Genomic DNA, 12,895 nt, shown 5'->3' on the forward strand with positions numbered 1-12,895 from the left:
TCGAAACAAACAGGAGCCAAATTGGAGACAAAAGCTTCAAAGGTGCTGGGAAGTGGGAAGTATAGCCCGAAAACTAAAAAGCTGGCCGCTTCGGTTCTTTCGCAGTCGAATAAACCTCGTTAATAGCACGCGAATTTTCGGAGCCTGATTTTCTATCGCGAGTTAGATGAAACTGAAATCCGTAAGAAAATCAAACTTGTTATGCGTAAACTCAAGCGCGGTATCCATATCGCAACATTGTCATGCGGGAAGCATCCAATGTGCCCTCGCCAATCGGTATTGATATCAGGGTAAAGCCCCGCAATGACATTGTTGTTTTAGGGATCCATCACGCCATCTTGTCATCTAGTGGCTTGACCATGGGATCCATCCTGTTCGCAATCAATCCAAAATGACATCAGCGGTGGTGGAGATACCGTGCTCGCCTCTAGGCGCTGCGCCCCGCCACTTCCGTGGCTCGGCGCGTATCCGGCAAAAGCGGACGCCAGTCCCCGGTCGCGAAACGCGTCAGCAAGAACGGAAGGACTACCAGTCAAAAAAACGCCGGAGGGAAACCCTCGTGGCGCTTCTCGTGTTGGCGATACGGATCAGATCAGTTGAACAGGTTGAACGAGAACTTGTAGCTGACGCCAAGTCCGACGCTGAACTGGTCCTTGGAGCCCTGAGCGGTAATCGGGCTGTCGGCAGCATCGCCAACCAGACGGTCGTAGCCGGCCTGAACGTGGAAGCGGGTGGTGTCGGTCCAGTCGTAACTGGCGCGGGCGGCAAGGCCGACCGACTTGAAGCCGGCGCTGGCATTATAGGCGGTGAGCCGGCCGCTGCTGGCCGCCGCTTCGGCTGCGGTTACGCCGAAATAGGTGTCCATGTAGCCGTTGGAAGCAAAGCTGGCACGCGGACCGACGCTGACTTCGAGGCGCTCTGTCGGAAAGAGGATCCCGTCGAGGCCCAGCTGGCCGACCTGACCGGTGTGTCCGTTGATGCCCTGACGCAGTTCGGCGAAGATGCGCATGTGCTCGGTCCGGAAGCCGGCACCGAGGCCGAGTTCCAGCGCCCAGTCGACCGTCTTGGTGCCGGTCAGATCCTTGGCATTGCTGGCGCTTCGCTCGCCGACGAAGCCGAAGGACGGGTAAAAGAAGATACCCGACTTGCGGCGGCCATCGACGACCTGACCAAGCCCCGGAATGTAAAATCGGCCGACGGAGACGATCGGGAACGGTGCCAGGATGTAGGATTCGGATGAGGCGAAGCGGGGCTTCACCATCACGCCGACGCCGAGGTCGAGCTCGTACTGGCGTTCGGTCACCGGCTCGATGCCGGCGATATCCTGTGCCATGACGGTCTGGTTCATGGCGCCGGAGGCGGCGATCGTTGCGCAAAGAGCAATGGCGAGACGGCGAAGTCCGAAGGTCATCCTGCAGCCCACTTCTGGTAGAACGTTCGATTTGACGCTCAATCTAGCATGCATTGCGGTCAAGCAAAGCGGTTGTGCCGCGATTCTGGCCAGTTGTGGCATTTACGGCACGTCAGCGCCAAGGGATTGAAAGCCAAGCCGTATTCACCATGATCAGCTGCTCGCGACAGGGATCCCTTGCAGTCCGGCGGTTGCAGGGCTACATGAAACGCCAACATCCACTTCTGATTTGCCATGGACGGTAACTGATGCGCGCAATTCTCGACGTTGTTCTCCTGGTGCTGAACCTCTACACCTATGTGATCATCGCCAGCGCGATCTTCTCCTGGCTTTACGCCTTCAACATCATCAATTCGAGCAATCAGGTCATCGCGACCATCGGGCAGACGCTTTACAATCTGACCGAGCCGGTTTTGCGGCCTATCCGCCGCTTCATGCCGAACCTCGGCGGTGTGGACCTGTCGCCGATCGCGCTGCTGCTCGGAATCTTCCTGATCCAGAACATCATCATGCGCTACGTCTATCCGAACGTCTTTTAAGGCAAGCGGATAGCGGCCGGGGTGACCCCGGCGGACGAGGCGCAGGCCGACCGATTGAAATACGCGCAGGCTGGGTCCGTTGCGCGTATTTTCAATTATGCCGATGGGTGTGGTCAGTCCTGGAGCGGGCGGGCTTCCTCGGCCAGCATGATCGGAATGCCGTTGCGGATCGGGTAGGCGAGCTTTGCTGCCCGGGAAATCAGTTCCTGGTTGGCCGCATCGTATTCAAGCGTGGTCTTCGTCACAGGGCAGACGAGCAATTCCAGCAGTTTTCTGTCCAGCTGGCGCTCGGCCGGCTGATCGGTTTCGGTCTCGGCCATGCCGCGGTCTCCGTTCAGTTGAGGCTGGTTCCGCCGTCGCCGTTCTGCGACCGGGCGAGATCCATTTCGGTGATTGCAATCAGGGTCTCTGCGCGCATCTTGAGGTCCCGGGCTTCCAGAAGAGCCTGCTTTTCCTCAGCCCCATAGGGGCACATCATGCAAAGCGCATTGACCAGCACTTCCGTTTCGGCTTCCGAGACGCTCTGCCAGTCAGCCTCAAGATTATTGGCATCAAGATAGTCGCGAAGGGTCTTCAGGAGGCCTTGCCGGTCGACTTCCTCTTCGCCCAGCCCCGACTGCAGGTCGTGAGCGAAAGCGGCATAATCGGCCTCGACCTGGCGGAACGCGGTGATCGTATCAAGCTCGCGGGCAACGCCGAAGCGCATGATGCCCTGAAGGGTGATCAGGTAGCGGCCATCGCCAGATTCCTGGAAGCTGGTCAACCGGCCGACGCAGCCAATGGAGGTCAACGGCGGAAAGTCGGGATTGTCACCGCTGCGATTTTGTTGGGGCTGGATCATGCCGATCAGGCGATTGCCGGCGAGGGCCGCGTCCACCATGTCGATATAACGAGGTTCGAAGATGTTCAGAGGCAGCTGGGTGCGCGGCAACAGCAATGCGCCGGGCAGGGGGAACACAGGCAGGACCGGGGGGAGGTCCGCGATCATTTCATAGATGGCATTGCCTGCCTGCATTCTTCTGTCCCTTTACTGTCCGGTCCCTTGCGCTCTTGGCTGACGCCTTGAGGGGGTTCAGCACCTTGCAACGGTATTTGTGTTTGCCTCCGGCGGGGTCAAGAGAACAGGGCGGCCGACAGCTTGCGGCGGCCATAGGTGGTTGCCGGATCTTTCGGTCCCCAGGCTTCGAAGAACTGGAGCAGCTGCTTGCGGGCGCCGTCTTCGTTCCATTCGCGATCACGGCGGAAAATCTCGATCAGCTGGTCGACGGCGGCGTTCTTGTCTCCACCGACGTTGAGGCCGATGGCAAGATCGAAGCGTGCCTGATGGTCGAGCGGATCGCGCTCGATGCGGGCATGAAGGTCTGCAAGATCGCCAAGTGCCTCAGCCTGTTCAGCCAGGTCCAGTGCGGCCTTTGCCGCAGCATAGACAGCTTCGCCATGCTTATCCTCGGGCACCATGGTCAATGCCTGTTTTGCCCGATCAATGTCGCCGGCGCCGAGATAGCACTGTGCGAGGCCGCATATGGCGCGGATATTGTTCGGCTTGGCCTGCATGACCGCGCCGAAAAGCTGGGCTGCCTGGCCCCAGTCCTTTGCTTCCAGAAGGCCCTCGGCCTGCTCCAGATAGTCATCAATCGGGTCTGCCGGAGCCGCACCGCCCAGCTTCTCGATGAAGGTCTTCACCTGGCTTTCCGACTGGGCGCCCATGAAGCCGTCGACCGGTTGGCCGTCCTTGAAGGCGACGACCGCCGGGATGGACTGGATGCCCATCTGGCCAGCAACTTCGGGATAGTCGTCGATGTTCATCTTGGCCAGCTTGACCGCGCCGCGCGCTGCCTTGACCGCGGCCTCGATCACCGGGGTCAACTGCTTGCATGGACCGCACCACGGAGCCCAGAAGTCAACAAGGACCGGCTGGGTGCGCGAGGCTTCCATGACGTCCTGCATGAAGCTCTGGGTGGTGACGTCCTTGATCAGGTCGTCGTCGCCAGCGCCGCCGTTGCCGCCGTCATTCCCGCCGTATCCGCCGCCGCCGAAGCTGCCGCCGAAACCGGCCCCGACCTGGCCACCCATGGAAAAATTGCCCGTGCTCATCCGTTCATGCCTCAAGTTTCCGACGCGCTCCGCCGCACAAAATCGTGCCTGCGACTGACGTGGCATTGTTTGTTCCTAACATGGCGCTCCCGGCAGCCAATTACAAACCTGCTTCTTGCGCCTGTGCACTCACCGCCAGCACCTTCGGGTCATGGCCACATGCGCGTGCGAACTTCAGGAGGTCCGTGTTGGAAATGGCCGTGCTCGCATCGTTCGACAGCGGGTGATAGTTGAGGATCTCGTGCTGCATCATGGCGGCGTCGAAGACTACGCTGACCCGTTGCGCATCGCGATCATTGATCAGGGCGAAGGGTGTTACCGATCCGGGGACGACGCCGAGGACTTCCATCAGCAGATCGGCATTTCCGAAGGATACCCTTCCCTGTGCGCCGATCAGATGATGGATCTGCTTCAGGTCGATCTTGGCGTCATGCAGTGCGACCACCAGGAACAGACGTCCCTTCTTGTCCTTGAGGAACAGGTTCTTGGTGTGGCCTCCGGGTATCTGGTCATGCAGTTCACCCGATTCCGCCACCGTGAAAACAGGCCGATGGTCAATCGTGGACACCTCGATATCGTGCCCGGCCAGAAAGGTCATCAGCTCGTCCCGCGTTGCGGCCATCTACCCACGTCTCCCTTGGTGTTCTCACCCTGCTCTCTAACGCGATTTGCCGGTGTGGCCAAGCATTGCAGGAGTGATTTTCGCCTGTGTTTCCCTGACAAAGAAAGGCAGCAGGAAGGATTAATATCCACAACGGGCGTGCAGATAATTTTTCCGGAAAAAGCGTATTGCAATCCGCCTCTGCATGGTTCATATACTGCGCACCTCGCCGACGAGGGCGGTCGAAAGGCTGGTCTGAACGGTATTTTGCGGGTGTAGCTCAGGGGTAGAGCACAACCTTGCCAAGGTTGGGGTCGTGGGTTCGAATCCCATCGCCCGCTCCAGTTTCCGCCGTAAGGCTGCCGAAAGGCGAAAGTGGCCGATGATTTTATATCGTCGGCTTTTTTGATTGCGGAGATGCCGGCACCCATCGGTATCCACGGGCCAGCGGCCCGGCGCATCAAGATAAATGCGGGTGTAGCTCAGGGGTAGAGCACAACCTTGCCAAGGTTGGGGTCGTGGGTTCGAATCCCATCGCCCGCTCCAGTTTTCACCGAAAGGTGCCAGGCCGATGATCAATCGATCGTCGGCCTTTTGGTTTTGGGCGCCTCCGGCGACGCCGGCCCTTGCGCCCGCAAGCGGCGGCCGTTTCTTCAAGTCGTCCCGGTTGCCGGTCGTCTGTGGCAACTAGCCGATCGTGTTGTGATGCCATAAGCTGAAATCAAGGCCAGTCGCCGATGCGATGTATCGCGGCGTTCTATGAGAGGGAGAGAGCCTTGAAGACACGCGGCAATTTCGTAGCCACCCTTTTAGGGGTGGTCGTTTCCATCGTGATGACTTCATCGGCGGCGCTTGCTGCGGATGTAGCCAATGGCAAGGCTCTCGCGCTCAAATGGTGCTCTGCATGTCATCTGGTTGCCAACGATCAGGAGCGGGTCAGCGATGCCCCGTTGCCGAGTTTCTACGATGTCGCGAAGGATCCATCGCTTTCAAGCGAAGCCCTGAAGACCTTTCTGGCCGATCCGCATCCGAAGATGCCGAACATGAGCCTCAGCAACTCCGAGATTTCAGACCTTGCCGGATACATCGGATCGCTGGCTCCCTGAAACTGAGTTCTCCAAAGTCGTCACAGCGTGGCCTGACGTTGGAACTCAAAGGTCAAATGTGGCGCAGATCGCAGCGTGAAAGGACCCATGGGCTGCGTCTGTTCCCGAGTCGATGACTTCGTCGGCAAGCCCGTTATTGTAGACCGATATGTCCGTCATCCGGTCGCGCAGCCGGGCGCTCGCGAGGATATGGTCGAGGGTCTGACCTCTCCCGTTATGTATGACCGTTTGACGTTTGCCGCGCGGCAGCGAGGCGTCCAGCTGATAGAGCCTGCGGTATTGGAGTTCCGGGTTGCCAGTATCTTCCGGATCGGCAGACAGGAGGCGCAAGGCGCTCGCGTCGCCGGTTGCGTTGAAATCGCCGGCGACAGCGATCATCGCTTCTGGATCTGCATCCAGCAGTGCGTCGATTGCCAGTCTTGCATCAAGTGCCTGGGCAATCCGCTTCACTGTGGCCGCGAAATAGCCTTCGGCCCAGGACGGCGTTGTTTTCCATGTCGATGCATTCAGCTTTCCACCAGGAAGAGCGGCAGCAATGGGAGCGCGCAGGTGCACGACAAGGACATGAAGTGGTTTGTCGCCACCGATATTAAGACGGACTTGAAGGATCGGGCGGTCGAAACCGAGCTCGTACGGTTGTCCGTCCGGGAGTTCTACCGTTTGCGGCAGCCAGAGCGGTGGTGTGACGCGTGCGTCGTGCAGGACTTGAACATCATCTATCGGAAACCGGCTTAGAACCAACAGGTTGTGCCGGTCCATCGGTCCTGCCATGTCGGCGCGCAAACTTGCCGCGCGGTGAAAGTCCCGATAGGGCGTGTCCTCCAGCAACAGGTCGAGCGCTGCAAAATCGCGAAATCTTTCGCCCTGAGGTTTCTGGGCATTCACCTCCTGAAGGCACAGGATGTCGGCATCCAGTTCCGTCAGCCGCGGACGCAGCACGTCGAGGCGCCGGCTCAGCTTTTCCGGTTGAAACCGGTCATCGCCGAAGGATTCCAGATTGAATGTCGCCAGTCGCATGCGTCTTCCCGAAGAGGGTTGCGATGGGAAATGCCATCCATCGGGACACGGAGTGAGCGGTCCCACTTGGTCAAATCATAGCGGGCCGGCCGCATCGGTGATAGGAGAGGCGCACCTTTGGCCGATGTTTTCAGCTTATGTCCTAACCATGACCTTAACTTCCTGCCCCTGTGGCTCGACAAAACCCTTCCCGCAATGCTGTGAGCCTTATCTGACCGGAGCCAGCATTCCAGTGACGGCTGAGGCGCTCATGAGATCGCGATACACTGCCTATGTTCTGCAGAACATCGCCTATCTCCACGAAACGCTGTGGCCCAAGTTCCAGCCGTCATTCGATTTCAAGGCGACGGCAACCTGGGCGGCAGAAAGCCACTGGACAGGTCTCAATGTTCTGGCAACGAGTGCAGGCCAAGGCGGAGACCGAGACGGGACTGTCCTGTTCGAGGCCAAATATCTGTCAGGGGGACAGCTTCGCACTCATCGCGAACTCAGCCGTTTCCGGAAGAAGTCAGGTCGATGGTACTACGTTGAAGCAATCGACGAATAGGTCGCACATTTGTGGGCCGGTCCCCGCTCCATGGCGGCGGAAGCGGGGACCTGAGCCAACTGCACCGGCGAAGGGAGGCATCCTTCGAACGTTGCAAGTTTATGTTCTCTATTTGTTCCAAATTCTACCGACGAGTCAAGAGCTGATTTTAGCCCGCCAGACCCACGCGTTCGCGTCTGTATTCTCAGCTAGCTTTCAAAGCGATCATGGACTTACAGAGTCCGAAAAGGCGCTCACGCACGATCGTGGCCTCTGGGAAGAGGGCCTTGAACACGTTGGGGCGCAGGATATTGCAACTCTCAACAGTTAGATAGGCATCGAGCAGATTGGCCGATTTGGTCATGTGACCTAACGTGAATCTGCGATTTAGGCCGACTTGCACCACCTTCGGAAGCCAGTGGAAGCACGGGAAAACGAAATGGGGTTCAATTGGAAAATAAAAGTTTGGCGTTTGAATGAAGTACGAGTCTGCGATCCGGCAGACAGTATCGCGAAACTCCAGAATACGACGCGTTTCGCCCACATGCTCGATCACAGAGTTAGAAAAGCAAATATCATATCGTTGCTCAGGGGAGAAGGTACATGCATCTCCTTCAACTGCGGAGAAGAGGTCAGTGTTCTGCACTTCAATTGGGAATAAATTCAGTAAATCTATTGAGATGTTCCTGCTGCGAAGATAGTCATAACCTACGGAAATCCAGAATTCTTCAGTTCCCCCAAGATCGATGATCTTGAGTGATGGACGGTCCGCGAAATGTGTCTCAACGAAGTCTCTGAAGATCGCGCCGCGTTTCTGGCGAAAGCGGAATGCGAGTCCCCGACCTTCTTCATAATTGAAAATTCGGTCGAGTGCCTCTTTCCGCATTGTGGTGTCCCAAAATCTTGTGATGGTTGCCTAGACATAGCCGCCCCGTCCTGAAAAATCGCGCGGCGACGTAATCTTATTTTCGTGAGCGCGGAATCGAAGAATTCGACGACTCATCCCCAAAACGTCTAATGCGACAACTATCAATGTGCCGTTAACACGCCGATTGAGGCCGAAAGTGCCATCTCTTTCACGCAACCGTGATGAAAGATGCGTGCGCACGAGCTGGCGCAAGCGAGTTGGCCACGGATTCTTAAGCCCCTCATGTCATTAGTACGAATGTTTTTGATTGGGGATATTCGGATTGCGCGGATCTGCCGACACATGGGCAAACCGACTGCAGCGGACTGCGGGCACGAGGACGCTTGCGCTTTTGATTGAGCGTGCGGCGGCCCTTCTCGACGGCGATGCCTCGCGCATGGCGCTGGTGACCTTCTCGACCCGTGTCCTCGGGGCGGCGCTTGCCTATGTCTCCCAAATCCTGCTTGCGCGCTGGATGGGCGCCTCCGACTACGGAGTCTTTTCCGTTGCGTGGACCTGGATCATCGTTCTCGGGATTTTTGCCTGCATAGGCTTTTCCTCTTCGCCCAATCGTTTCATCCCGCAGTATCTGAAGTCCGGCGATCTTGAACGTTTGCGCGGCTTCCTTGTCTTCAGTCGTGCCGGGTCCCTGTTCGCCGGATTGGGGCTTGCCGCAGTCGGAATGGTTTTGGTTTGGGTCCTAGGGGATCATGTTTCGCCGGACTATGTGCAGCCGCTTACCGTAATCCTGCTTGCGCTCCCGCTGTTTGCGCTCGGCGGCGTCCAGGATGGAATCGCCCGCAGCTACGACTGGACATCACTCGCGATGCTGCCGACCTATATCTGGCGGCCACTGGTTATTCCGGCCTTGGTGCTGGGGCTTCTGTTGGTCAACGGGAGCGTTTCGGCCTTTGATGCCGCGGTCGCGGCTGTCGCTGCAACCTGGATCGTGGCGCTGTACCAGCTTCTTGCGCTGAACAGGCGTCTGCGGTCTGCGGTGCCGCGCGGCAAACGGACCATGGACGTGCCGACATGGCTTTTGATTTCCCTGCCAATGCTGCTTGTGGAGGGCTTCCTCCAGCTCATCGTGAGCGCCGACGTCATCATGGTCAGCTTCTGGCATTCACCGGATGAGGTTGCCGTCTATTTCGCTGCTTCCAAGACGCTGGCACTGGTACACTTCGTCTACTTCGCGGTTCGCGCAGCATCCGCGCATCGTTTCGCAAGCTTCATTCATTCTGATGATCACGACGGCCTTGCCAACTATGTTCACCGGGCAAGCCGCTGGACGTTCTGGCTATCATTAGGCACCGGCCTGGCCTTGCTCGTGGTGGCGCCTCTTCTTCTGTCGTTGTTTGGCGAAGGCTTCTCCTCCGGCTATCCGATCCTCGCGGTTCTCCTTGTTGGGGCATTGATGCGAGCGGCCGTCGGTCCGGCGGATGCGCTCTTGAGCATGAGCGGTCATCAGAAAATCTGCGCAGGCATCTATGGTGCGACATTTGCCATGAACGTCGGTCTGAACCTGATGCTGATCCCCGCATTCGGTCTATTGGGCGCGGCTATTGCGACAAGCATATCGATTGCGTTCGAGGCATCGAGCCTGGCCTTTGCCGCCTGGAGACGGCTTGAAGTGAAGACCTTCTTTCTCGCCCGGGCCGCGGTGACGCGAGACGATGGAGGGATGGCGTGAGCTTGAGGACGGAAACGGCGGACGGCCCTTTGTCAGCCGACCCGAGAGAACTCAATTTCCATGTCTGCGACCCTCTAGCAGATGGTGAGCACATCGACAGGTGGCGGACTCTTGCGTCTGTGGCCTTAGAGCCGAATCCGTTTTTCGGGCCTCAGTTCCTCCGTCCCTTCCTGGATGAAATGGGCCGGTCGAATGTGCGCGTTCTGGCTGTCAGTTGCGCCCGCTCCGGTGAATGGCTGATGGCGGCTCCCCTTGCAAGGCGCAAGCTGGGCCTTGTCACCTCCGCTGCGACCGCATGGGCAACAGAGTATGGCCCGCTGGGTGCGCCGCTTCTCTCTCCCAACTCCTCGCCTGCCGTGATTGCAGACTTCCTGACTCATGTGCGGCGGACATCGGGGGATGCCGTGCTGGCCTTTCCCTTTGTGCCATTGGACGGACCAGCAGCGGCGGCACTGACGACGGCTCCTGGCTGGGATGTGGTTTGCGAGGGCGAGGAGGCGCGTGCCTGCCACGCCGGTGGCGCGGAAGGCGAAGAACAGTTCGCGATGGCCTTTCGAGGAAAAAGGCGAAAGGAAATGACCCGCCTGCGCCGCCGCCTCGAGGAGGTGGGTCCTGTTCAATTTGCCAGCCATCACGGTATGGACGCGGTGCATCAGTTCGAAAATTTCCTGCAACTGGAGGCTTCCGGGTGGAAAGGAAAGCGAGGAACGGCGCTGCTTTCGCATCACAATTCGGCAGCCTTTACGCGTGGGATGGTGGCAGAGCGCGCTGCTGAGGATGGTGTGCGGATCGATTCGATCACCGTGGGTGGAAAGCCTATCGCCATGCTCACGGTCTTGATCGAGGGGGCGCGCGCTTTTTCCTGGAAGATCGCCTTCGATGAGGATTACGCGCGCTATTCACCCGGGACGCAGATCACCCTGTTTGCCTTCGAGCGTAACCTGAGCGACCCCCGAATCACCGGTGCCGATTCCCTGGCCATTCCTGGGCACCCGATGATCGACCCGCTGTGGCGGGGGCGGATGCGTTACGGCACTCTACTATGCGCGAATTCCGTTAGGGGCAGGGTTCTGCGCCGGATCAGCAAAGCGGACATGGCAGCAGAAAGCCGCCTCAGAAAGATGGCCCGCAAGCTGCTGCGGCGTGGCTGACAGATGATCTCTTCCAATTCGCGGTGTGGCGCGGCTATCCGAGGTGCTCGTCGGATTCCGTGCGGGCTTTTTCGCGCAGCTTGCGCCGGATGACCTTGCCTGTGGTGGTCATCGGCAGATCCGCAAGAAATTCGATCTCGCGCGGATACTCGTGGGCGGACAGGCGTTCGCGGACGAATGTGCGGATGTCGCTTTCCAGTGCGTCGGTCGCCTCGACGCCGTCTTTAAGAACCACGTAAGCCTTGACGATTTCGGTCCGGAGCGGGTCCGGTTTGCCGATCGCCGCGGAGAGGGCAACAGCCGGATGCTTGAGCAGGCAATCCTCGATCTCGCCCGGTCCGATGCGGTAGCTGGCTGACGTGATGACATCGTCGTCCCGGCCGACGAAATGGACATAGCCGTCCTCGTCGCAGATGCCCTGGTCGCCGGTGATCATCCAGTCGCCGATGAATTTCTCTTCCGTTGCCGCCGGCTTGTCCCAATACTCCAGGAACATGACCGGATCCGGCTGCTTGACCGCGATCTGGCCAAGGGTTTCGGGCGGCAAAACGTTGCCGTCCTCGTCGATGATGGCGACCTCGTGGCCGGGGATCGGCTTGCCAATGGCGCCGGAGCGCGAAATACCGGCGCTCTTGCAGGATCCGAGCACCGCATTGCATTCGGTCTGGCCGTAGAACTCGTTGACGTGGAAGCCGAATTCATCGGCAAACCAGTCATAGGTTTCCCGGCCCAAGGCCTCGCCGGCCGAACCGACGCTGCGCAGCTTAAGGTCGAAGCGGCTGGCAGGCTTGTCGACGGATCGCAGCATCTTCAGCGCGGTGGGTGGAATGAAGGCGTTCTGAACATTCTCGTCCTGCATCAGCCGGAAAGCCCGTTCCGGATCGAACTTGCGGAAGCCGAACGACACGACCGGGACGCCGAAATGCAGGGCCGGGAACAGCGCATTGAGCAATCCGCCCGCCCAGGCCCAGTCTGACGGGGTCCAGAGCAGATCGCCCTGCTGAGGCATGAAATTCTGGGACATCTGGATGCCGGGCAGATGGCCAAGCAGCACCCGGTGGCCGTGCAGAACACCCTTCGGCTGACCTGTGGTGCCGGAGGTGTAGATCATCATCGCCGGGTCGTCCGGCGTGGTCGCGAGAGTTTCGAACCTGTCGGAACTCGCCTCCTGAAGCGTGCCAAAGCACTCGATCCCGCTTTCGGGTCCGTCGATGGAGACGACAAGCGCAAGCCCGGGGATTTCGTCGCGGATGGCCGTGATCTTTTCCAGACCGGCCGTATCGGTGACCAGTCCCTTGGCGCCGGAATTGTTCAGGCGGTATTTCAGCGCATCGAGCCCAAACAGGGCGGCAAGCGGAACGGCGATGGCACCGAGCTTGTAGATGGCGATATGGGCGATGGCCGTCTGGGGCGCCTGGGGCAGGAGCAGGGCCACGCGGTCGCCGCGCTGGAGGCCCTTGGCGGCGAGCGCATTGGCAAACCGGTTGGCCGCGCGGTTCAGTGCCTGATGGGTCCAGTCCTCGGCTTCACCGGTCTCGCGAACATGGCGAATGGCCAGACGGTCCGGCGTCTCGGCGGCCCAACGGTCGGAAACACTTGCCGCGATGTTGTAACCTTGAGGAATCTGCCAGCGGAAATTGGCAAGAAGCGTCTGGTAGTCGCCGGCCGGCTCGATCATGCGGGGGCCCGTCACTCGTTGAAAGGTGCCGGAGCCTAGCCGCACCGCTGTTGCAGCGCAATAGAACGTTCCGTGGAGGGTGAATCGTGGAGAGTGCGGAGATGACGTGTGGACGCCGGGTCGAGCCCTCCGTTCCTTGTCATCCCTGCGCAGGCAGGGATCCGGTGCGCCGCAG

At 59.2% G+C, this 12,895-nt stretch carries 13 protein-coding genes and 2 tRNA genes; 7 read left to right on the top strand and 8 right to left on the bottom strand.

The features are described from left to right. Positions 1-592: 592 nt before the first annotated feature. The gene (locus ACN0SY_RS12870) at positions 593-1,411 is read right to left on the bottom strand and encodes a MipA/OmpV family protein (RefSeq protein WP_417687623.1); all 819 of its coding nucleotides are present in this window, start codon (positions 1,409-1,411) and stop codon (positions 593-595) included. A 248-nt stretch (positions 1,412-1,659) separates the two neighbouring features. On the opposite strand from ACN0SY_RS12870, the gene ACN0SY_RS12875 reads away from it, so the two are divergent. Then, entirely contained in the window at positions 1,660-1,950 is a 291-nt protein-coding gene (locus ACN0SY_RS12875; protein ID WP_417687625.1) for a YggT family protein, read from the top strand. 113 nt (positions 1,951-2,063) lie between these two features. On the opposite strand, the gene ACN0SY_RS12880 is transcribed toward ACN0SY_RS12875, so the two are convergent. The 4 genes from ACN0SY_RS12880 to ACN0SY_RS12895 form a co-directional block, all read right to left on the bottom strand. Next, entirely contained in the window at positions 2,064-2,270 is a 207-nt protein-coding gene (locus ACN0SY_RS12880; protein WP_417687627.1) for a Trm112 family protein, read from the bottom strand. Between the two features lie 14 nt (positions 2,271-2,284). After that, the gene (locus ACN0SY_RS12885; protein WP_417687629.1) at positions 2,285-2,965 is read right to left on the bottom strand and encodes an LON peptidase substrate-binding domain-containing protein; all 681 of its coding nucleotides are present in this window, start codon (positions 2,963-2,965) and stop codon (positions 2,285-2,287) included. A gap of 98 nt (positions 2,966-3,063) precedes the next feature. After that, the gene (gene trxA, locus ACN0SY_RS12890) at positions 3,064-4,044 is read right to left on the bottom strand and encodes a thioredoxin (protein WP_417687631.1); all 981 of its coding nucleotides are present in this window, start codon (positions 4,042-4,044) and stop codon (positions 3,064-3,066) included. 100 nt (positions 4,045-4,144) lie between these two features. Further along, entirely contained in the window at positions 4,145-4,666 is a 522-nt protein-coding gene (locus tag ACN0SY_RS12895) for a prolyl-tRNA synthetase associated domain-containing protein (RefSeq protein ID WP_417687633.1), read from the bottom strand. Between the two features lie 248 nt (positions 4,667-4,914). Here ACN0SY_RS12895 and ACN0SY_RS12900 point away from each other — a divergent pair. The 3 genes from ACN0SY_RS12900 (at position 4,915) to ACN0SY_RS12910 (ending at position 5,751) form a co-directional block, all read left to right on the top strand. After that, positions 4,915-4,989, top strand: a tRNA-Gly gene (locus ACN0SY_RS12900). Positions 4,990-5,116: 127 nt separating this feature from the next. Further along, positions 5,117-5,191, top strand: a tRNA-Gly gene (locus tag ACN0SY_RS12905). Between the two features lie 230 nt (positions 5,192-5,421). Then, positions 5,422-5,751 carry a c-type cytochrome gene (locus ACN0SY_RS12910; protein ID WP_417687635.1) on the top strand — a complete coding sequence of 110 codons (330 nt, stop codon included), beginning with the start codon at positions 5,422-5,424 and terminating at the stop codon, positions 5,749-5,751. Positions 5,752-5,796: 45 nt separating this feature from the next. On the opposite strand, the gene ACN0SY_RS12915 is transcribed toward ACN0SY_RS12910, so the two are convergent. Next, positions 5,797-6,768 (bottom strand): endonuclease/exonuclease/phosphatase family protein, encoded by a 972-nt coding sequence (locus ACN0SY_RS12915; protein ID WP_417687637.1) that lies wholly within the window; start codon positions 6,766-6,768, stop codon positions 5,797-5,799. A gap of 232 nt (positions 6,769-7,000) precedes the next feature. On the opposite strand from ACN0SY_RS12915, the gene ACN0SY_RS12920 reads away from it, so the two are divergent. Then, positions 7,001-7,315, top strand: a complete 315-nt coding sequence (locus tag ACN0SY_RS12920) for a YchJ family protein (protein WP_417687639.1) — start codon at positions 7,001-7,003, stop codon at positions 7,313-7,315. Positions 7,316-7,499: 184 nt separating this feature from the next. Here the strand turns inward: ACN0SY_RS12920 and ACN0SY_RS12925 are convergent, their stop codons facing one another. Further along, complete coding sequence (locus ACN0SY_RS12925; RefSeq protein WP_417687641.1) at positions 7,500-8,180, bottom strand: hypothetical protein; 681 nt, start codon at positions 8,178-8,180, stop codon at positions 7,500-7,502. A gap of 304 nt (positions 8,181-8,484) precedes the next feature. Here ACN0SY_RS12925 and ACN0SY_RS12930 point away from each other — a divergent pair, with 304 nt between their 5' ends. Beyond that, positions 8,485-9,891, top strand: coding sequence for a lipopolysaccharide biosynthesis protein (locus ACN0SY_RS12930; RefSeq protein WP_417687643.1), 1,407 nt, complete (start codon positions 8,485-8,487; stop codon positions 9,889-9,891). Positions 9,892-10,130: 239 nt separating this feature from the next. Beyond that, positions 10,131-11,042, top strand: a complete 912-nt coding sequence (locus ACN0SY_RS12935; RefSeq protein WP_417687645.1) for a GNAT family N-acetyltransferase — start codon at positions 10,131-10,133, stop codon at positions 11,040-11,042. A 34-nt stretch (positions 11,043-11,076) separates the two neighbouring features. On the opposite strand, the gene ACN0SY_RS12940 is transcribed toward ACN0SY_RS12935, so the two are convergent. Next, on the bottom strand, positions 11,077-12,720 hold the full coding sequence (locus ACN0SY_RS12940) for an acyl-CoA synthetase (RefSeq protein ID WP_417687647.1): 1,644 nt from the start codon (positions 12,718-12,720) through the stop codon (positions 11,077-11,079). Positions 12,721-12,895 lie beyond the last annotated feature (175 nt).

The organism is Roseibium sp. (assembly GCF_048261595.1).
Lineage (GTDB): Bacteria > Pseudomonadota > Alphaproteobacteria > Rhizobiales > Stappiaceae > Roseibium.

Excerpts from the sequence above, each read along its gene's own strand:
- ACN0SY_RS12870 (WP_417687623.1), bottom strand. The coding sequence starts at position 1,411 with ATGACCTTCGGACTTCGCCGTCTCGCCATTGCTCTTTGCGCAACGATC.
- ACN0SY_RS12875 (WP_417687625.1), top strand. The coding sequence starts at position 1,660 with ATGCGCGCAATTCTCGACGTTGTTCTCCTGGTGCTGAACCTCTACACC.
- ACN0SY_RS12880 (WP_417687627.1), bottom strand. The coding sequence starts at position 2,270 with ATGGCCGAGACCGAAACCGATCAGCCGGCCGAGCGCCAGCTGGACAGA.
- ACN0SY_RS12885 (WP_417687629.1), bottom strand. The coding sequence starts at position 2,965 with ATGCAGGCAGGCAATGCCATCTATGAAATGATCGCGGACCTCCCCCCG.
- trxA (WP_417687631.1), bottom strand. The coding sequence starts at position 4,044 with ATGAGCACGGGCAATTTTTCCATGGGTGGCCAGGTCGGGGCCGGTTTC.
- ACN0SY_RS12895 (WP_417687633.1), bottom strand. The coding sequence starts at position 4,666 with ATGGCCGCAACGCGGGACGAGCTGATGACCTTTCTGGCCGGGCACGAT.
- ACN0SY_RS12915 (WP_417687637.1), bottom strand. The coding sequence starts at position 6,768 with ATGCGACTGGCGACATTCAATCTGGAATCCTTCGGCGATGACCGGTTT.
- ACN0SY_RS12925 (WP_417687641.1), bottom strand. The coding sequence starts at position 8,180 with ATGCGGAAAGAGGCACTCGACCGAATTTTCAATTATGAAGAAGGTCGG.
- ACN0SY_RS12935 (WP_417687645.1), top strand. The coding sequence starts at position 10,131 with ATGGCGGCTCCCCTTGCAAGGCGCAAGCTGGGCCTTGTCACCTCCGCT.
- ACN0SY_RS12940 (WP_417687647.1), bottom strand. The coding sequence starts at position 12,720 with ATGATCGAGCCGGCCGGCGACTACCAGACGCTTCTTGCCAATTTCCGC.